General features: G+C 69.2%; 17 protein-coding genes. 9 read left to right on the top strand and 8 right to left on the bottom strand.

Going from position 1 to position 18,484, the window contains the following annotated elements; genetic code table 11:
* Positions 1–75: 75 nt before the first annotated feature.
* Genes EQ874_RS19670 through EQ874_RS19660 form a run of 3 tightly spaced genes read left to right on the top strand, consistent with a single transcriptional unit; the run spans position 76 to position 2,957 of the window.
* Positions 76–1,203, top strand: coding sequence for a Re/Si-specific NAD(P)(+) transhydrogenase subunit alpha (locus EQ874_RS19670; RefSeq protein ID WP_129977839.1), 1,128 nt, complete (start codon positions 76–78; stop codon positions 1,201–1,203).
* Positions 1,204–1,533, top strand: a complete 330-nt coding sequence (locus tag EQ874_RS19665; RefSeq protein WP_006552916.1) for an NAD(P) transhydrogenase subunit alpha — start codon at positions 1,204–1,206, stop codon at positions 1,531–1,533.
* Entirely contained in the window at positions 1,533–2,957 is a 1,425-nt protein-coding gene (locus tag EQ874_RS19660; protein ID WP_064063620.1) for an NAD(P)(+) transhydrogenase (Re/Si-specific) subunit beta, read from the top strand. Before EQ874_RS19665 ends, EQ874_RS19660 begins: the two co-directional genes overlap by 1 nt.
* Positions 2,958–2,998: 41 nt before the next feature.
* Here the strand turns inward: EQ874_RS19660 and EQ874_RS19655 are convergent, their stop codons facing one another.
* The 4 genes from EQ874_RS19655 to pdhA are packed head-to-tail and all read right to left on the bottom strand — an operon-like array spanning position 2,999 to position 7,606.
* Positions 2,999–4,168, bottom strand: coding sequence for an MFS transporter (locus tag EQ874_RS19655; protein WP_084421633.1), 1,170 nt, complete (start codon positions 4,166–4,168; stop codon positions 2,999–3,001).
* Positions 4,169–4,199: 31 nt separating this feature from the next.
* Positions 4,200–5,516 carry a dihydrolipoamide acetyltransferase family protein gene (locus EQ874_RS19650; RefSeq protein ID WP_129977838.1) on the bottom strand — a complete coding sequence of 439 codons (1,317 nt, stop codon included), beginning with the start codon at positions 5,514–5,516 and terminating at the stop codon, positions 4,200–4,202.
* A gap of 9 nt (positions 5,517–5,525) precedes the next feature.
* Positions 5,526–6,509: an alpha-ketoacid dehydrogenase subunit beta gene (locus EQ874_RS19645; protein ID WP_064063617.1), complete on the bottom strand. Its 984-nt coding sequence runs from the start codon at positions 6,507–6,509 to the stop codon at positions 5,526–5,528.
* Positions 6,506–7,606, bottom strand: a complete 1,101-nt coding sequence (gene pdhA / locus EQ874_RS19640) for a pyruvate dehydrogenase (acetyl-transferring) E1 component subunit alpha (RefSeq protein ID WP_064063646.1) — start codon at positions 7,604–7,606, stop codon at positions 6,506–6,508. Before pdhA ends, EQ874_RS19645 begins: the two co-directional genes overlap by 4 nt.
* A 166-nt stretch (positions 7,607–7,772) precedes the next feature.
* Here pdhA and EQ874_RS19635 point away from each other — a divergent pair, with 166 nt between their 5' ends.
* Positions 7,773–8,261 carry an Lrp/AsnC family transcriptional regulator gene (locus EQ874_RS19635; protein WP_129977837.1) on the top strand — a complete coding sequence of 163 codons (489 nt, stop codon included), beginning with the start codon at positions 7,773–7,775 and terminating at the stop codon, positions 8,259–8,261.
* Positions 8,262–8,265: 4 nt separating this feature from the next.
* On the opposite strand, the gene EQ874_RS19630 is transcribed toward EQ874_RS19635, so the two are convergent.
* Positions 8,266–8,739: a thioesterase family protein gene (locus EQ874_RS19630; protein ID WP_026003570.1), complete on the bottom strand. Its 474-nt coding sequence runs from the start codon at positions 8,737–8,739 to the stop codon at positions 8,266–8,268.
* 183 nt (positions 8,740–8,922) lie between these two features.
* Between EQ874_RS19630 and EQ874_RS19625 the strand changes: the two genes are divergently transcribed.
* Positions 8,923–9,762, top strand: coding sequence for a sulfurtransferase (locus EQ874_RS19625; protein ID WP_129977836.1), 840 nt, complete (start codon positions 8,923–8,925; stop codon positions 9,760–9,762).
* A 122-nt stretch (positions 9,763–9,884) separates the two neighbouring features.
* Here the strand turns inward: EQ874_RS19625 and EQ874_RS19620 are convergent, their stop codons facing one another.
* The 3 genes from EQ874_RS19620 to EQ874_RS19610 all read right to left on the bottom strand — a co-directional run bounded on the left by EQ874_RS19620 (position 9,885) and on the right by EQ874_RS19610 (position 12,496).
* Positions 9,885–10,703, bottom strand: a complete 819-nt coding sequence (locus EQ874_RS19620) for a shikimate 5-dehydrogenase (RefSeq protein ID WP_129977835.1) — start codon at positions 10,701–10,703, stop codon at positions 9,885–9,887.
* Positions 10,704–10,815: 112 nt separating this feature from the next.
* Positions 10,816–11,505, bottom strand: a complete 690-nt coding sequence (locus EQ874_RS19615; protein ID WP_242496830.1) for an HNH endonuclease family protein — start codon at positions 11,503–11,505, stop codon at positions 10,816–10,818.
* 67 nt (positions 11,506–11,572) lie between these two features.
* The gene (locus EQ874_RS19610; protein WP_129977834.1) at positions 11,573–12,496 is read right to left on the bottom strand and encodes an NADP-dependent oxidoreductase; all 924 of its coding nucleotides are present in this window, start codon (positions 12,494–12,496) and stop codon (positions 11,573–11,575) included.
* 49 nt (positions 12,497–12,545) lie between these two features.
* Between EQ874_RS19610 and EQ874_RS19605 the strand changes: the two genes are divergently transcribed.
* The 4 genes from EQ874_RS19605 (at position 12,546) to EQ874_RS19590 (ending at position 18,481) form a co-directional block, all read left to right on the top strand.
* Positions 12,546–15,353, top strand: coding sequence for a DEAD/DEAH box helicase (locus EQ874_RS19605; RefSeq protein WP_165369281.1), 2,808 nt, complete (start codon positions 12,546–12,548; stop codon positions 15,351–15,353).
* A complete protein-coding gene (locus EQ874_RS19600; RefSeq protein WP_129977833.1) occupies positions 15,354–16,124 on the top strand; it encodes an SWIM zinc finger family protein in 771 nt (256 codons plus the stop codon).
* Between the two features lie 112 nt (positions 16,125–16,236).
* Positions 16,237–16,785 (top strand): DUF1360 domain-containing protein, encoded by a 549-nt coding sequence (locus tag EQ874_RS19595; RefSeq protein ID WP_129977832.1) that lies wholly within the window; start codon positions 16,237–16,239, stop codon positions 16,783–16,785.
* A 163-nt stretch (positions 16,786–16,948) separates the two neighbouring features.
* Positions 16,949–18,481: a CoA-acylating methylmalonate-semialdehyde dehydrogenase gene (locus tag EQ874_RS19590; protein ID WP_129977831.1), complete on the top strand. Its 1,533-nt coding sequence runs from the start codon at positions 16,949–16,951 to the stop codon at positions 18,479–18,481.
* Positions 18,482–18,484 lie beyond the last annotated feature (3 nt).

The following is an 18,484-nucleotide window of genomic DNA, read 5'->3' as shown; positions in this document are numbered from 1 at the left end:
CATGGCCTTCGATAACGCATCTTTCGCCGCCGACCGCGGCACGACGCGCACTTTCATCGACGCAGGAGTCAAGAATTGAGTACCGAAGGATCGAACACGGGGAGCGGAGCGCACCGCCGTCCGACCGTCGGCGTGGTCCGTGAGACGAACGACGGGGAACGGCGGGTCGCGCTCGTACCGAAGATCGTGCCCGCGCTGATCGGTAAGGGACTCGACGTCATCGTCGAATCCGGTGCCGGTCAGGGCGCGCTGATTCCGGACGGGGCGTACAAGGAGACCGGCGCGACCGTCGGTGACGCCTGGTCCGCCGACATCGTCGTCAAGGTCGCCCCGCCGAGCGACGCCGAGATCGCCCGCCTGACCTCCGGTCAGCGCCTGATCGGCTTCCTCGCCCCGCGCAACGCCGACAATCAGATCGGCGCCCTGACGCAGGCCGGAGTCGAGGCGTACGCCGTCGAGGCCATTCCGCGCATCTCCCGCGCGCAGGTCATGGATGCCCTGTCGTCGCAGGCGAACGTCGCCGGTTACAAGGCCGTGCTGGTCGCGGCGAGCGAATCCACACGCTTCTTCCCGATGCTCACCACCGCCGCCGGCACCGTGAAGCCGGCGACCGTGCTGGTGCTCGGCGTGGGCGTCGCGGGTCTGCAGGCGCTGGCCACGGCGAAGCGTCTCGGTGGCCGCACCACCGGATACGACGTGCGTCCCGAGGTCGCCGACCAGGTGCGCTCGGTCGGCGCCCAGTGGCTCGACCTCGGCATCGACGCCGCCGGTGAGGGCGGCTACGCACGCGAACTCACCGAGGCCGAGCGGGCCCAGCAGCAGCAGGCGCTCGAAGACGCCATCAAGGGCTTCGACGTCGTCATCACCACCGCGCTCGTGCCGGGTCGCCCGGCGCCGCGCCTGGTGACCGCCGCCGCGGTCGAGGGGATGAAGCCGGGTTCGGTGATCGTCGACCTCGCCGGCGAGACCGGTGGCAACTGCGAACTCACCGAGCCGGGGCAGACCGTCGTCAAGCACGACGTCACCATCTGCTCGCCGCTCAACCTGCCCGCGACGATGCCGGAGCATGCCTCCGAGCTCTACTCGAAGAACGTGTACGCGCTGATCGAGCTGCTCCTCGACGAGTCCGGTGCCCTGGCCCCGGATTTCTCGGACGAGATCCTCGCGGCTGCCTGCGTGACGCGGTCGAAGGAGAACTCCTAGATGTACAACGAACTACTCGCGAACATCGCGATTCTGGTCCTGGCCGGATTCGTCGGTTTCGCCGTCATCTCCAAGGTGCCGAACACGCTGCACACGCCGCTGATGTCGGGCACCAACGCGATCCACGGCATCGTCGTGCTCGGCGCGCTCGTCGTGCTCGGTCACCTCCCCGGCGATGCCCACTGGGGCATCAAGATCATCCTGTTCGTCGCTCTGGTCTTCGGCACCCTGAACGTCGTCGGTGGCTTCGTCGTCACCGACCGCATGCTCGGGATGTTCAAGCAGCGCAAGGACTCCCCGGCTGCTCAGAAGAAGGGGGCTGACGCCTGATGAGCTACCTCGTCTCGGTCCTGTACATCATCGCCTTCGCGATGTTCATCTACGGTCTGTCGGGTCTGACCGGCCCGAAGACCGCCGTGCGCGGCAACTACATCGCTGCGGCCGGTATGGCCCTGGCGGTCGTCGCCGTGCTCATCGACATCCGCGACACGGAGAACTGGGGCCTGATCATCGGCGGTCTGGCCGTCGGCATCATCCTCGGCGTCCCGCCGGCCCTGAAGACCAAGATGACGGCCATGCCGCAGCTGGTCGCGCTGTTCAACGGCGTCGGTGGTGGCACCGTCGCGCTCATCGCGTGGGCCGAATACCTCGAGTCCACCAGCTTCACCACACTCGACGACCAGCCCACCGTGGTCATGATCGTCGGTTCGCTGTTCGCCGCGATCATCGGTTCGATCTCGTTCTGGGGTTCGCTCGTCGCCTTCGCCAAGCTGCAGGAACTGCTGAACAAGAATCTCGAGCGCAAACTGGTCGCGTCGGCGAAGCTCTTCCAGCTGGCCAATATCGTGCTGGTGCTCGCATCGATCGCGATCGCCGTCTACATCGGCATCAGTGCCGACGGTGAGCCGCTGGCCTCGTGGTGGATCCTCGCGCTGCTCGTCGTGGCCGGCCTGATGGGTCTGTTCGTGGTGTTCCCGATCGGCGGCGCCGACATGCCCGTCGTCATCTCGCTGCTCAACGCACTGACCGGTCTGTCGGCCGCCGCCGCAGGTCTCGCGCTGAACAACCAGGCCATGATCGTCGCGGGCATGATCGTCGGTGCCTCCGGCACGATTTTGACCAACCTCATGGCCAAGGCCATGAACCGGTCGATCCCCGCGATCGTCTTCGGCGCCTTCGGTGGCGGCGAAGCGGCCGGCGGCGTGGCCTCGGCCTCCGGTGGCACGGTCAAGGCCACCTCGGCTTCCGACGCCGCCATCCAGATGGCGTACGCCAACCAGGTCATCGTCGTGCCCGGCTACGGTCTGGCCGTCGCGCAGGCCCAGCACGCCGTCAAGGAGATGGCGGCACTGCTCGAGGACCGCGGCGTCGAGGTCAAGTACGCGATCCACCCGGTCGCCGGTCGTATGCCCGGTCATATGAACGTCCTGCTCGCCGAAGCCGACGTCGAGTACGACGCGATGAAGGAGATGGACGACATCAACGGCGAGTTCGGCCGCACCGATGTCACCATCGTCATCGGCGCCAACGACGTCACCAACCCGGCGGCCCGCCTCGACTCGACGAGCCCGATCTACGGCATGCCGATCCTCAACGTCGACCAGTCGAAGTCGGTCATCGTGCTCAAGCGCTCGATGAGCTCCGGCTATGCCGGCATCGACAACCCGCTGTTCACCGCCGACAACACGTCGATGCTGTTCGGTGACGCGAAGAAGATGGTCTCGGAGGTCACCGAGGAACTGAAGGCCCTGTAGACCCTCGGGACCGTCGCTCCCCGTCACGGCGCCCACGCGGATCACCGCGTGGGCGCCGTCGGCGTCAGCGTGGGGGCGAGAAGCGCAGCGAGGAGCACACACGCGAGCGGGACCGCCATCGCCGTCGTGAGCGAGGTGGCCTCGGAGATCCAGCCGATGCACGCCGGGCCGGCCAGGAAACCCAGATAGCCCAGCCCGACGACGCGAGACATGTTCGCCCCGGGGGATCCGGTGCCGAGATTGCCCGCGGCGGTGAACAGTTGTGGCACGGCGCCGGACAAGCCGAGGCCGAACAACGCCCACCCGGCGAGAGTGAGGACCAGCCACGGCGACAGTGCCACCGTGCCCATCCCGGCCGCGGCCACCAGCGTTCCGTACCGGATGACGGCGGCACTGCCGAATCGGGCGGTGACCCGGTCGGCGACGAAGCGCCCGATCGTCATGGTCGCCGAGAACGCGCCGAACGCGAGCGCGGCCACAGACTCCGGGCTGCCGAGACGTTCCTGCACCTGCAGCGCACTCCAGTCGTTCGCGACCCCTTCGCACAGCATCAGCGCGAACGCCACCCCTCCGAGCAGCACCACCCGGCGCGAGTAGCCACCCCGGGAGACCGGTGACGACGAGCGGGGCGGCGCTTCTGTCCGGACGAGGCGCGGTGCCGCCCAGCACGTCGCCGCAGCCGCCACGACCCCGGCCGCCGCGAGCGTCATCGCAGGGTGGACATCGGCGGCCAGGACGGCCGCACCGACCAGCGACCCCGCGATCCCACCTGCGGAGAACAACCCGTGGAAAGCCGACATGATCGGTCGCCGGTATCGCTGTTCGACCACCACCGCCTGGAAGTTCATCGACACGTCCAGGGCGCCGTTCGCGAAACCGAACAGCGCGAGAGCGAGCCCGAGCTGCCACGGTGCCGTGGCCAGACCCGGCCCCACCACCGTCAATGCCAGCGCCACGGCGAAGACGACGGTGGTGCGGTGGCTGCCGAGGAGATCGGCGAGTCTGCCCGTCACGTGCATGCCGCCGAGCGCCCCGAGGGCGAGCAGCAACAGCAACGATCCGAGCGCTGCATGATCGACTCCCACTCGCTCCCGGATCGTCGGGATGTGGACGACCCACAGGGCGAGCAGGAAACCGTTGAGCCCGAAGATCGCGAACACCGCGGCCCGGGCGTGCGTGAGCCGGTCCGCCGTCCGTCGTGTATCCACCACGTGGATGCACGCTACCGAGGCCGCACAGCTCTCACATGCCGGCGAGCAGTGCGGGCACGGGATCGCCGAGGACGGCACCGATCGTCGCGAGGGCCCGTCCTGCCTGCTCCCCGTCGACGAGCCGATGGTCGAACGACAGCGACAACGTGACGATCTTCCGGATCGCGAGGGCGCCGTCGACCACCCACGGGCGGTCGGAGATCGCTCCCACGGCGAGGATGGCCGACTCGCCGGGATTGAGGATCGGGGTTCCCGCATCCACCCCGAACACCCCCACGTTCGTCACCGAGACCGTCGAACCGGTCAGCTCGGCCGGCGTTACCCGGCCCGTCCGCGCACGGTCGGCGACCTCGGCGATCGAGCTCGCCAATCGCGGTAACGACAGTCGCTGGGCCTCACGGACGACGGGGACCTTCAGGCCGTCGGACGTCGCGGTGGCGATGCCGAGGTGCACGTCGTGGTGGAGGACGATCTCGTCCGCGTCGTCGTCCCAGTGTGCATTGAGCGACGGTTCGTCGGCGATCGCGCACAGCAGTGCGCGCGAGACGATGCTCAGTGCGGTCGGGTGGACACCCTCGAAGGCCGGCGACGCGCGCAGTGTGGATACGAGAGCGACGGTGGCGGTCGCGTCGCACGTGAGGAAGACCGTGGCGTGCGGCGCGGTGAAGGCGCTGCGTGAGACGGCCTCGGCGGTCCGCTTGCGGACTCCTCCGACAGGTATTCGCGTGGTCCGCTCGACGGAGGGCCCGGGTGTGCGCGGAGGCGGAGACGCCGCCGCGGGTTCGTCGCCGGGACCGGCAGCCGGCCCCTCGCCGTGAGCGGCGGTGCGTCTCACGTCGTCACGCGTGATCACGCCACCCCGTCCGGTGCCCGTCACCGTGTCCAGGTCGATCTCGAGAAGGGCTGCGAGTTTGCGTGCACCGGGCTTCGCGTCGGGTCGTGCGGTCGGTGGATCGACTTCACGGGCACGAGCGGTGTCGGCCGATGCGCGGCGGGCCGCGCGCCTGCTCTGCGGGACATCGCCGGGTCCGTAGCCCACCAGCACCGACGGACGGGACGCGCTGCCGCCTCCGGACGCCTCGGCGGGTCCGTCCTCCGTGGCGATCCGCAGCAACGGTGCCCCGACCGGAACCGTCTGCCCCGGTTCGACCAGCAGTTCGGTGACGATGCCCGCATACGGAGAGGGCAGTTCCACCGTGGCCTTGGCGGTCTCGACCTCCCCGATGGTCTGGTTGAGTTCGATCCGGTCGCCGACCTCGACCGCCCACTGCACCCAATCCGCTTCGGTGAGTCCCTCACCCAGATCGGGGAGCCGGAATTCCTGTACTACGCGTGTGGAATTCGTCATCGGTGCACCTCACGCCGCGAGTGCGCGGTCGACCGCGTCGAGGATGCGATCCGGATCGGGACGGTGATGGGATTCGAGTTTGGCGGGCGGATAGGGGATGTCGAATCCGCCGACCCGCAGCACCGGCGCTTCGAGTTGATAGAAGCACCGCTCGCTCGTGCGGGCGGCGATCTCCGCGCCGATACCGCAGAAGACCGGCGCTTCCTGCACGACGACGAGCCGACCGGTCCGTCGTACCGAGGCCTCGATCGTGTCGAAGTCGATGGGGGACAGCGATCTCAGATCGACGACCTCGAGCGAATGTCCTTCCGCCTCCGCGATCTCCGCCGCACGGAGCGCGGTGGCGACCAACGCACCGAAGGTCACGATCGTTGCTTCGGTGCCGGACCGGGTGACCCGCGCGGAGGTGAGGGCGAGGTCGGGTGCGGTGTTCGTATCCACCTCTCCGCGTTCCCAGTAACGGTGTTTGGGCTCGAGGAAGATCACCGGGTCGTCGAGGGCGACGGCCTGCTGGATCATCCAGTACGCATCGGACGGAGTGCTCGGACTCACGACACGCAGACCCGCGGTATGGGTGAAGTACACCTCCGGTGACTCCGAGTGGTGTTCGACCGCACCGATACCGCCGCCGTAGGGGATACGGACGGTCAGCGGCGCCGTCACGGTGCCCGCCGTGCGGTAGTGGATCTTCGCGACCTGCGAGACGATCTGGTCGAAGGCGGGGTAGACGAAACCGTCGAACTGGATCTCGCACACCGGCCGGTAGCCGCGCAGCGCCATCCCGAAGGCCGTTCCCACGATCCCGGATTCGGCGAGGGGCGTGTCGATCACGCGTCCCTCACCGAAATCCTTCTGCAAGGTGTCGGTGATGCGGAAGACGCCACCGAGGGTGCCGACGTCCTCGCCCATGACGACGACCTTGGGATCGTGTTCGAGCGCGCGGCGGAGTCCGGCGTTGAGGGCACCGCCGAGTGTCATCGTCGTGGTGGTCATCGTCGCGCCTCCTCGTCCGTGGTACCGAAACTCGCCAGATACCGGGCGTGATCGGCACGTTCCTGCTCGATGAGCGGATGCTCGGTCGCGTAGACGTGGTCGAACAGTGCGGCGGGTTCGGGGTCGGGCATCCCGAGTGTTCCCCGCCGCAGCCGCACAGCGGTCTCGTCGGCGACCGTCCGGACCTCGTCGAAGAAGGTCTCGTCGACGAGCTCTTCGCGTTCGAGCAACCGGCGCAACCGGTCGATGGGGTCGCGCGCCTTCCATTCCTCGAGATCGGCGGGCGTGCGGTAGCGAGTGGGGTCGTCGGAGGTCGTGTGGGGACCCATGCGGTAGGTGAGGGCTTCGACGAAGAACGGTCCGGCTCCGTCGCGGGCATGGCGGACGGCGCGACGGGTCACCGCGAGGACTGCAAGGACGTCGTTACCGTCGACCTGCACGGCCGGCATCCCGAATCCGGCGGCGCGCCGGGCCAGGGGCACAGGACTCTGCACTCGGGTGGGCACGCTGATCGCCCAATGGTTGTTCTGGCAGATGAACACCACGCCGACTCCCCAGCTGACGGAGAACACGAGGGCCTCCGAGAGATCGCCCTGGCTCGTGGCACCGTCGCCGAAGTACACGACGGTGGCGATCTCGGCTCCGTCGAGTTTCGCGCCCATCGCGTACCCGGTGGCATGCAGGCCCTGGGCGCCGACGACGATGGCCGGGTTGGTGGTGGCCACCGAGTGCGGATCCCAACCGGACAACCCGCACCCGCGCCACAGGCGGGTCATGTCGGCGGGATCGACGCCGCGACACCACGCGACGGCGTGCTCGCGGTAGCTGGTGAAGACGTAATCGTCGGGCGCGAGGGCCCGGGCGGAGCCGACCTGCGCGGCTTCCTGGCCCTGGAGCGGTGCCCAGAGGCCGAGCTCACCCTGTCGCTGCAGGGCCGTCGCCTCCGAGTCGAGGCGTCGTGCGACGACCATGTCGCGATAGAGCCCGCGCAGTTCGTCGGGGCCGATGTCGGCGACGAGTGGGCCGTACTCGGTGTCGAGGACGCGTCGCCCGTCGGGCTGGATCAACTGGACCGGATAGGCGGTCGGTACATCCATCGGATCACCTCGTCGGTGCGGATCCGGCGTGCCCTCGTGAGGCACGAACGGATGATGTGTGCCGTACCTCACATCATCCGGGTGCGTCGCGTATGCGCAATCGATTCGGCCGGGACCGTGCAGAAAGCACGGTTTTCGGGTGCCCGGCGCTGGCAGACTGCGAAGAATGACCAGTCTGGATGCGACCGACGCGCGTCTGCTGCTCGAACTCGCACGCACACCCCGGGCCACGGGCGTGGAGTTGGCGCAGCGTCTCGGGCTGTCGCGCAACACCGTCCAGGCGCGCCTGGCCCGATGGGAAGCCGAAGGTGTGCTCGCATCGTTCGAGCGGCGGGTCGATCCCGTGAGCCTGGGCTACCCGCTCGCCGCCTACGTGGCCACCCGCGTCGATCAGCACCGTCTCGACGAGGTCGTCGACGAGCTCGCCCAGATCCCCGAGGTCACCGAGGTCTACGGTTTGACCGGGCAGATCGACCTGTCGGTCAAGGTGGTCGCTCGCGACGCCGACGACCTGTATCGGCTGGCCGGCCGGATCCTGAGGATCCGCGGCGTCGAGCGCACGGACATGTCGCTGGTCATGCAGGAACTCGTCCCGCAGCGCACGGCTCCGCTGCTGGCCCGGGCCGCCGGACGCAGCGGAGGCGAGACGGACTAGACCGCTACCGGCCGGCGCTCGGGGTGGCCAGCTGAGCGGCGGCCTTGCGGATCTGGTCAGGGACGGGGACGGGACGGCGCGTCTGCGGATCGACGTAGACGTGGACGAAACGGCCGGTCGCGGCGGCGATCAGCGCGTCGTCGGATTCCCGGAAGATTGCGAGCGAATACGTGATCGACTGTGTCCCCAGACGTTCGACCGCCAATCCGACCTGGAGGCGGTCGGGGAAGGACAGTTCGGCGAGATATCGGCAGGAGGTCTCGGCCACGACCCCGATCGCGTCGAGTTCGCGGATGTCGACACCGGTGGTGGAGATGAGCCACCCGTTGACCGCCGAGTCGAAGTACGAGTAGTACGTGACGTTGTTGACGTGGCCGTAATGGTCGTTGTCGGCCCAACGTGTCTGCATGGGCCACAACACCGGGAACTGCTCCGGCTCAGGCGGGGCGGCTGGGCTCGTCGGTTGGCGGTTGCTCACGTCTCGACGATAGTGCTCTCGGCACGGCAAATCAGACCAACCCTCACGACAATCCCGAACCGAGACGCAAAACCCTCGAATCGGACGTGTACGGGGCGTGTTCGCCGAGGGGGTCGTCGCAGCATGCACGGCGTGTCGCCCCAAAGCCGGAACGCCGTCTGCGGTTCGTGTCAGGATCGGGTCATGTCCGATACCGCCGTTCTCCTCACCACCGTCGAGCTCGCCGAGATGATCGAGCAGGGTCGATCTCCGGTGATACTCGACGTCCGCTGGGCACTCGGCGACAAGCACGGACGGGACCGATTCCACGAAGGTCACATCAGCGGCGCGGTCTACGTCGACCTGGACGAGGAACTCGCCGCCCCGCCCGCACCCGAGCTCGGCCGTCATCCGCTGCCCGACATCGATCGCTTCCAGGCCGCCGCGCGCCGATGGGGGATCGACGACGGAACGCCCGTCGTCGCGTACGACGACACCGGTGATCTCGCCGCTGCCCGCGCGTGGTGGTTGTTGCGCTGGGCCGGGCATTCCGAGGTGCGGTTGCTCGACGGCGGGCTGCAGGCGTGGATCGCCGGCGGACACCCGCTCGCCGCGGGCCCGGGCGGTGAGCGGAAGCCGGGCCACGTGACGTTGAGTCCCGGTCACATGCCGACGATCGGCCCGGACGAGGCCGCGGCCTTCGCCACTCACGGGGTTCTGCTCGACGCGCGGGCCTACGCGCGCTACAGCGGCGCCGAGGAACCGGTGGACCGCCGCGCGGGCCACATTCCCGGTGCGGTCAGTGCGCCGACCGGTGAGAACCTTCGGCAGGACGGCTCGTTCCTGCCCGCGGATCAGCTCGCGCACCGCTTCTCGAAGCTCGGCGTGAAGCGCACCGACGTCGCCGTGTACTGCGGGTCGGGTATCAACGCCGCACACGAGATCGCCGCACTCGGGATCGCGGGCATCGACGCCGCCCTGTATCCGGGCTCGTGGTCGCAGTGGTCGGCCGATCCGGCACGGGAGGTCGCCACCGGCGGCTGACCGTTGTCCGGCCGGAAACGGAACGCGCAGACGTGTTCCGGAGAAGAGACCACGGTCGTGCTCGACGGCCTCGAACAGGGTGGGATCGTCCGACGACGGGCCGTCCCCGGGGCACCGATCGATCAGGAGCGGGAGTACTCCGACGCGCGGCGCACCTGCTCGCGCGTCGGGGTCACGCCCGTGTAGAGCTCGAACTGGAGCGCGGCCTGCAACGCGATGACCTCGTCGCCCGTGATCACCGGGATGCCGTGCTCGCGGGCGAACCGGACGAGCGGGGTGTCCGGCGGGACGGCCACGACGTCGAAGACCGTGGACGCCGCCGCGACGAAATCGTGGGGGAGAGGCAGGTCGCCCGATTCGGCCCCGCCCGCCATCCCGATCGGGGTTGCGTTGACGATCAGACCGGGCGCGACGTCGCGTGTGTCGGCGCGCCACTCGTAGCCGTACTTGCGCGCGAGGGGCCGTCCGGTGTCCTCGTTGCGGGCGACGATCGTTCCGTCGGTGAATCCGTTGTGGCGCAGCGCCGCTGTCACGGCCTTCGCCATTCCACCGCTGCCCACCACCGTGACCGGCAGGGCGGAATCGGCACCGTGCTCGACGAGCAGATCGCTCACCGCCTGGTAGTCGGTGTTGTAGGCGTGCAGGACTCCGTCGTCGTTGACGATCGTGTTCACGGACTCGATGGCGCGCGCGGAATCGTGCAGCACGTCGACGAGGGGCAACACCGCTTCCTTGAACGGCATGGATACACCGGCTCCGCGAATACCCAGGCCGCAAATCCCGGCCACCGCGTCCTCGATGTTCACGGGCGCGAACGCCTTGTAGACGAAGTCGAGATCGAGTTCCTCGTAGAGGTAGTTGTGGAAGCGGGTGCCGATGTTGCTGGGGCGGCCGGACATCGAGATGCACAGCCGGGTGTCCTTGGAGATGCGCTCGAGCATTTCCTCACCGTAGCCCCACGGCATACGAAGACATCGATGTTCTCGCTCGGGCATCCCGACCGGATCCCGCGCGACCTTCCTGCCCGACAGGCCTGGCGAACCGCGCGAGAGGTCACAGGCACGATTCCGCCGCGCCCATCAGGGCGCGGTGGTCGCCGATCGTGATCGGTAGTGCGTAGCGCACCGCCACGGTCAGGTACCGTCCCGCGAACCAGCAGCGGTAACCCGGCGCCGGCGGTAACCACCGCGCCGGCGTGCCGTCGCGCTTGTCGAGGTTCGCCTGCCCGTCGACGGCGACGAGGTTGTAGGTGATGTCGTTCGCGAACTGGCGCCGGCGGTCGGCGGGCCATCCGGCGGCACCGAGATCCCATGCCGCGGCGAGAGGATAGATGTGGTCGATGTGCACGGCGTTCGCCTCGGCACGCCGGAACTCCACGCGCGCCCCGGTGTACGGATCGTTCAGGACCCCGGACATCACGACACAGTCGTCGCTGCCCGCCCGGAAGGTGGGTGAGACGAGGTCGCGGGCGAGGACGTTGTTGCGAGTGTCGCATCCGTCGTGCCCGCCGGCGCCGGGATGGTCGTCGGACCAGGCCGGCCCGAACACGCATCGCTCCCCGGCGCCGCATCCCCGCTGATAACCGGGCACCTCATGCCGCTCCTCGACCACCGTCACCTGCGCCAGCAGGGCGTGCACCTCGGCTCGGGCGGGGCTGCCCGGCACCGTCCCGGATCCCGGTCCGGTGCGATCCCACAGCCAGGACAGCACCACCGCGACGATCACGGCCACCACCCACCACATCGCGTTCCCCCCACGCACGCGGCGATCCTGGCATACCGCGCCGACAGGGCGCTCGCGGCAGAGCGATTCAGGGCACAGTGACGACGACCTTCCCGTCCGCATGTCCGGATTCGACGAGTTCGAGCGCGCGACCGGCTTCGCCGAGAGGGAAGGTCCGCTCGATGCGAGGCGTGAGGACGCCACGCTCGACGAGCTCCGCGACCTGCTCGAACACTGCCCGGGTCCGTCGCCGGGTGATCCCCGAACCGCCCAGGACCTGTGCGCGGGAAGGATCGGCGACACTCGCGACCCGTTCCGGCGCCCGGGTCAGCGCGACCGCCCGTTCCAGCACGTCGCCGCCGACGAGATCGACGACCGCGGTCACCGCCCCGCACCGCTCCGCGGCGGCCGCGACCCGCTCGCCGAAGCCCGCACCGGATTCGATCCACAGCCCGCCGCACGATTCGACGAGATCGCGTTTCCCCGCACTCGCCACGCCGAGCACGGCGGCGCCCGCGGCGTGCGCGAGTTGCGTGGTCGCCGTTCCCACACCGCCACCGGCACCGAGGACGAGCACGGTGTCCGCGTCCACGATGTCGAGGTGCTCGACGATGTCGAAGGCCGTTCCGGCCGCGACCGGAAGAGTGGCCGCCACCTCGAACGGCACGGACCCGGGCTTGTGCGCGGCAGCGCGCGTATCGACGAGTGTGTACTCGGCGTAGCCGCCATGACCCTCCGCGGTGGCTCCGAAGACGGCGTCGCCCGCCGTGAAGCCGGCGTCCGGACCGGCCGCCTCCACCACGCCCGCGACCTCCCGGCCGAGCACGGCCGGAAAGCGCACCGTGACGCTGTTCCTGCGCTGTCCGGACCGCACCTTCCAGTCGGCGGGATTCACACCCGCGGCCCGGACCGCCACGAGGAGTTGCCCCGGGCCGGGTGAGGGGACGGGAGTGTCGAACAGCTGCTGTGTCTCCGGACCGCCGTACTCCACGAAGCCGTATGCGCGTGCCATGGGACCCAGCCTGCCATCGGGGTCGGGTGCGGCTGGCACGATAGTGGGCATGTTGCACGGGCTGTGGTCACCGGGATCCGGCCTGATGCTGTGGTGGGACCCCGCCGCAGAGCCCGATCCCGACGCGCTGCCGTCTGCGCTGCGCCGGTGGATCGACCGCCCGTTCCGCCACCGCGTCACCCTCACCTTCCCCACGGAGACCGAGCCGAGCACGGTGCCCGCCGTCGCCGTGGCACCACCGGACGCGGCCGAACTGCTGCTGGACATACCCCGGCGTCCCGGAGGCGTGGGCGGCGACCTGCGGTATCTCGCGCACGTCGCCCGCGGCATCGAGAGGTGGGCGCAGGCCGGTCGCGTCGCACCGGAGCTGGTGCGGGTCGAGAAGCAGTGGTGGGCGCGGTGGCGTCTGCTCGGTGGCGAGAAGACGCGTGCCTGGTCCGCGGAACTGGCGGCCGCGATGTCTCCTGCGCAGCGACAGCTCGGACGACCGGTCGATCTGCTCGACGATCTGTGCCGCGAACTGACCGACCCGATCGTGCGCACGCTCCACGGCGCCTCCACCTCGCTGCATCCGCTCGTCGCCGCCCTGGCGGAGGGCAACCCCCACCCCCGGGGCACCCAGCGCATGGCCGACGCGCTCGAGGAATGGCGTGCGAGCCTGGCCGGATACGAACCCGATCTGGTACTGCGTCTCGTCGAGCCCGACGACGTCGACGACGGTGTCGGTGCCGATTCCCTCTGGCGTCTCGAGGTGTGCCTGCGCGCGGAGGGCCAGGCACCGATGCCCCTGCCCGTCGCGGACACCGATCCGCACCTGCTGCAGATCGGCGTGCGCAAGCTCGGGATCGCGCTCCAGTCCTATCCGCGCCTGCAGGACGTACCCCGCGACCCCGACAGCCTCGACCTGCTGCTGCCCACCCCGGTCGTCGTGGACCTCGTCGAGCACGGTGCCCGGGCGCTCGACGCCGCCGGGATCGCGGTGCTGCTGCCGCGCGCCTGGACGAGGGTCGATCCGTCCCTGCGCCTGCAGGTCGAGTCGCCCGTGACACCCGTGAGCGCCGACGACAGCGTCGTCGGGATGAGCGCGATCGTCTCGTACGAATGGCAGCTCGCCGTCGGCGACATGCTGCTCACCCCGTCGGAGATGGAAGAGCTCGTCGCGGCGAACAGCGACCTGGTCAAGCTGCGCGGCAAGTGGGTACGGGCCGACGCCGAGGCACTGGCCCGCGCCGCGCGTTACGTGACGGCGCATTCCGCCGAGAACGCCACCCTCGGATCGTTGTTCGCCCAGTTCACCGGCGACGACGCGCCGCCCGCGGAGGTCACCGAGGTCTCCGCCTCCGGCTGGGTCGAGATGCTGCTCGACGGACAGGCGCGTCCCGAGCCGGTTCCCGTGCCGGCGGGCCTGAACGCCGAACTGCGGCCGTACCAGCAGCGCGGCCTCGACTGGCTCGCGTTCATGAGCCGGATCGGCCTCGGCGCCGTGCTCGCCGACGACATGGGCCTGGGCAAGACCATCCAGGTGCTCGCGCTGCTCGCCCACGAACGCGAGTCGGGCCTGCGGCACGCACCGACACTGCTCGTGTGCCCGATGTCGGTCGTGGGCAACTGGCAACGCGAGGCCGAGCGGTTCGTGCCCGATCTGAGGGTGCATGTCCACCACGGCGCACAGCGACTGAGCGGACCGATGCTCGCCGCGGCTGCCGCCGACCACGATCTCGTGGTGACGACCTACGCCATCGCCGCCCGCGACGTCGCGCAACTCGCGGCGTTGTCGTGGCAACGCGTGGTCCTCGACGAGGCACAACACGTGAAGAACACCGCGACCGCGCAGTCCCGCGCCACGCGCGCGCTGCCCGCGGCGCACCGGATCGCGCTCACCGGCACACCCGTGGAGAACCGCCTCGAGGAACTGCGCGCGATCCTGGATTTCGCGAATCCGTCCCTGCTGGGCAGCGCAGCGTCCTTCCGGGCCCGCTTCGCGGTGCCGATCGAACGCGACCACGACGCCGTCGCCGCGGCGCGGCTGCGGTCCCTGTCGGCGCCGTTCGTGATGCGCCGGGTGAAGACCGACCCCGACGTGATCTCCGATCTGCCCGAGAAGTTCGAGCAGACCGTACGGGCCAATCTCACCGCCGAACAGGCCGCCCTGTACCGGGCAGTGGTCGACGACATGATGCGCCGGATCCGCGACAAGGAGGGCATGGCCCGCAAGGGAGCGGTGCTCGCGGCGCTGACCCGGCTCAAGCAGGTGTGCAACCATCCCGCGCACTATCTGAGCGACGGCTCGCCCGTCCTGCGCCGCGGCCGGCATCGCTCGGGCAAGCTCGGTCTGGTCGAGGACATCGTCGAGTCCGTGCTGGCCGACGGCGAGAAGGTGTTGCTGTTCACGCAGTTCCGCGAGTTCGGCGAACTCGTCGTCCCGTATCTCGAGGAGCGGTTCGCGGCGACGGTGCCCTTCCTGCACGGGGGAGTGTCCAAGGGCCGGCGCGACGCGATGGTCACGGCGTTCCAGGGTGAGGCCGGCCCGCCGATCATGGTGCTCTCCCTCAAGGCGGGTGGTACCGGACTGAATCTCACCGCCGCCAACCACGTCGTCCATCTCGACCGGTGGTGGAATCCCGCGGTGGAGAACCAGGCGACCGACCGCGCGTTCCGGATCGGGCAACGCCGCGACGTCCAGGTCCGCAAGCTCGTCTGTGTGGGAACGGTGGAGGAGCGTATCGACGAGATGCTCACCGGCAAGCAGGAACTGGCCGAGATCGCGGTCGGCGCGGGGGAGAACTGGATCACCGAGTTGCCCACCGATCAGCTGCAGTCCCTGCTCACCCTCGGCGACGACGCGGTGGGGGACTAGATGGCGCGGGGCGATGTACGCCGCTACGGCACGGCACGTCGGATCGACGGTGGCATCGAGGCACGCACCAAGCGTGGCGCGATCGGCCGGAGCTGGTGGTCGAAGGAACTGATCTCCGTCATGGAGGAGCTCGCCGAGAAGGGACGCCTGACACGGGGACGCGCGTACGCGCGCGCCGGTCAGGTGATCTCCATGCGACTCGAACCGGGCGCGGCCGTGGGAGACGTGCAGGGCAGTCGGCTCACCCCGTTCACCTCGGTGGTACGTGTGCGCATGCTCGACGAGGATGCGGTGCGCGAACTCGTGACGCTGGTCCGCTCGTCGCCGGGCATGCTGGCCCGGCTGGCCGCGGGCATCCTCCCCGAGGAACTCGGATCCTCCCTCCTTCCGCGACGCGCGGGTGAGCTCGACTTCGAGTGCACGTGCCCCGACGACGGGTGGCCCTGCAAGCACGCCGCGGCCGTCGGCTATCTGCTCGCGGAGCACGTCGACGATCAACCGCTCGCCGTGCTGACGCTTCGGGGGGTCGACCTCGCGACGCTGATCGGCGGCATCGACGAGGCCGAGCCCGACGACGACGCGGCCGCGGTGCAGGACTTCTACGGCGACGACACCGAGCTGCCCGACCTGCCGGCGGAGCGGTTCCGGCCCGCGCTCGAGGATCTCGACCCGATGCTCCTGCGCCGCGCGTTGCGGGCCGGCGGAACGGACGAGGCCGTGGTCATCCGCGGTATCACCGATCTCGGGGACCTGTACCGCCGCATGCGCTGACCCTCGGCCCTCCGATCCGGGTTGCGACAGGGGACGCGGGGGTATGCCTGCCCGGGTGAGGATGCGGGTGGCCTTCGTGCACCGGCACGCGAACCGCTCGAGTGGAGGATTCATGGGAACATCCGAGAAGCCGTCGGCCAAGGAGCACGCGGAACGCGCGGTTCATGCCGTGAAAGAGGAAGCCGAGACCTATCGGGGCGACGAGGATCGTCCGCTCGGGGGCTACGCGGTCCTGATGTCGATTTATCTCACCCTCGTCGGCGCACTCTCGGCGGTCGCGGCGAAGAGGGGCCGACCGCTGCCCAGGCCCGATGCCGGTGACCTCGTCGTCACTGCGCTGGCCGGCCACAAGATCTCCCGGATCGTGAGCAAGGCGGCGGTGACCAGCCCGGTCCGGGCGCCGTTCACGAAGTTCGACGGGCCGGGTGGTCCGGCCGAGGTGATGGAGCAGCCCCGTACGTCGTCGCGGGTCCGTCACGCGGTCGGGGAACTGCTGGCGTGCCCGTTCTGCCTGGACCTGTGGACGGTGACGGCCCTCGTCGTCGGCCGGGTCTATGCTCCGGGTTTCACGCGTCTGGTGGCGGGGTCGTTCGCTGCGCTCACCGGTGCGGATTTCCTGCATCTCGCCTACGCGAAGGCACAGCAGATCGCAGAAGGCTGACATACAGCCCCCATGAAGTGCGCCGGCCGCTCCGGTGCGGTGTGACGGTAGACATACGTGGACTTCCAACTATAGGATGGGCGAAGACTTCGGGCCTGAGCCCGTTCGCGCCGAAAATCGCACATCCCACGTCATCGCACACCAGTAAAGGACGGGATCGGACATGAGCGTTCGAGAACTGACCCACTTCGTCGGCGGACAGCACGTCAGCGGCACCTCCGGCCGCTACGCCGACGTCTTCGACCCCAACACCGGCGAGGTCCAGGCACGCGTACCCCTCGCCGCCGTGAGCGAGGTCGAGGCTGCGATCGCCGATGCCGAAGTGGCCCAGAAGGAATGGGCGGCGTGGAACCCGCAGAAGCGGGCCCGCGTGCTCATGAGGTTTCTCCAGCTCGCCCAGGACAACATGGACGAACTCGCCCGCATGCTCTCGAGCGAGCACGGTAAGACGATTCCCGACGCGAAGGGCGACATCCAGCGCGGACTCGAGGTCGTCGAGGTCGCGCTCGGCGCTCCCCACCTGCTCAAGGGCGAATACACCGAATCCGCCGGCACCGGCATCGACGTGTACTCGATGCGTCAGCCCCTCGGTGTCGTCGCGGGCATCACCCCGTTCAACTTCCCGGCCATGATCCCGCTGTGGAAGGCCGCTCCCGCCCTCGTCTCCGGCAACGCCTTCGTGCTCAAGCCCTCCGAGCGCGACCCCTCGGTGCCGCTGCGCCTGGCCGAGCTGTTCCTCGAGGCCGGCCTGCCCGCCGGGGTGTTCAACGTCGTCAACGGCGACAAGGAAGCCGTCGACGTCCTGCTGAACGACAAGCGCATCAAGGCCGTCGGCTTCGTCGGCTCGACCCCGATCGCGCAGTACATCTACGAGACGGCCGCCAAGAACGGCAAGCGCGCACAGTGCTTCGGTGGTGCGAAGAACCACGCGATCGTCATGCCCGACGCCGACCTCGACCAGGTCGCGGACGCACTCGTCGGTGCCGCCTACGGCTCGGCCGGTGAGCGCTGCATGGCGCTGTCGGTGGCCGTCCCCGTCGGTGAGGAGACCGCGGATCGTCTCGTCGCCAAGCTCACCGAGCGTATCGCCGACCTGCGGATCGGTACCAGCTTCGACGAGAAGGCCGACTTCGGTCCGCTCGTGACCGCCGCCGCCCGCGACCGCGTCCACGGTTACATCGCCCAGGGCGTGGACGAAGGTGCCGAACTCGTCGTCGACGGGCGTGATTTCGTTCTCGAGGGCCACGAGAACGGTTTCTTCTCCGGTGCGACCCTGTTCGACAAGGTCACCACCGACATGTCGATCTACAAGGAAGAGATCTTCGGACCGGTGCTCACGGTCGTGCGTGCCCGCGACTACGAGCACGCCCTGGCCCTGCCCACCGAGCACGAGTACGGCAACGGCGTGGCGATCTTCACCCGCGACGGCGACACCGCCCGCGACTTCACCAACCGCGTCCAGGTCGGCATGGTGGGCGTCAACGTCCCGATCCCGGTGCCGATCGCCTACTACACCTTCGGCGGCTGGAAGGCCTCCGGCTTCGGCGATCTCAACCAGCACGGCCCCGACGCCTTCCGCTTCTACACCAAGACGAAGACGGTCACGCAGCGCTGGCCGTCCGGTGTCAAGGAAGGCGACATCGAGGGTGCGCACGTCGCCGACACCGACCACTTCGTCATCCCGACGATGGACTAGGCG

Origin of the sequence: Rhodococcus sp. Q1 (assembly GCF_004153645.1) — a bacterium.
Taxonomy (GTDB): Bacteria; Actinomycetota; Actinomycetes; order Mycobacteriales; family Mycobacteriaceae; genus Rhodococcus; species Rhodococcus gordoniae.
Note: the sequence above shows the minus strand (reverse complement) of the source record. Positions and strands in the feature narration are given on the sequence as shown.

Coding starts and splice junctions, on each gene's coding strand:
- EQ874_RS19665 (WP_006552916.1), top strand. CDS start 1,204: ATGTACAACGAACTACTCGCGAACATCGCGATTCTGGTCCTGGCCGGA.
- EQ874_RS19660 (WP_064063620.1), top strand. CDS start 1,533: ATGAGCTACCTCGTCTCGGTCCTGTACATCATCGCCTTCGCGATGTTC.
- EQ874_RS19650 (WP_129977838.1), bottom strand. CDS start 5,516: ATGACGAATTCCACACGCGTAGTACAGGAATTCCGGCTCCCCGATCTG.
- EQ874_RS19645 (WP_064063617.1), bottom strand. CDS start 6,509: ATGACCACCACGACGATGACACTCGGCGGTGCCCTCAACGCCGGACTC.
- pdhA (WP_064063646.1), bottom strand. CDS start 7,606: ATGGATGTACCGACCGCCTATCCGGTCCAGTTGATCCAGCCCGACGGG.
- EQ874_RS19635 (WP_129977837.1), top strand. CDS start 7,773: ATGACCAGTCTGGATGCGACCGACGCGCGTCTGCTGCTCGAACTCGCA.
- EQ874_RS19625 (WP_129977836.1), top strand. CDS start 8,923: ATGTCCGATACCGCCGTTCTCCTCACCACCGTCGAGCTCGCCGAGATG.
- EQ874_RS19620 (WP_129977835.1), bottom strand. CDS start 10,703: ATGCTCGAGCGCATCTCCAAGGACACCCGGCTGTGCATCTCGATGTCC.
- EQ874_RS19615 (WP_242496830.1), bottom strand. CDS start 11,505: ATGTGGTGGGTGGTGGCCGTGATCGTCGCGGTGGTGCTGTCCTGGCTG.
- EQ874_RS19610 (WP_129977834.1), bottom strand. CDS start 12,496: ATGGCACGCGCATACGGCTTCGTGGAGTACGGCGGTCCGGAGACACAG.
- EQ874_RS19605 (WP_165369281.1), top strand. CDS start 12,546: ATGTTGCACGGGCTGTGGTCACCGGGATCCGGCCTGATGCTGTGGTGG.
- EQ874_RS19600 (WP_129977833.1), top strand. CDS start 15,354: ATGGCGCGGGGCGATGTACGCCGCTACGGCACGGCACGTCGGATCGAC.
- EQ874_RS19595 (WP_129977832.1), top strand. CDS start 16,237: ATGGGAACATCCGAGAAGCCGTCGGCCAAGGAGCACGCGGAACGCGCG.
- EQ874_RS19590 (WP_129977831.1), top strand. CDS start 16,949: ATGAGCGTTCGAGAACTGACCCACTTCGTCGGCGGACAGCACGTCAGC.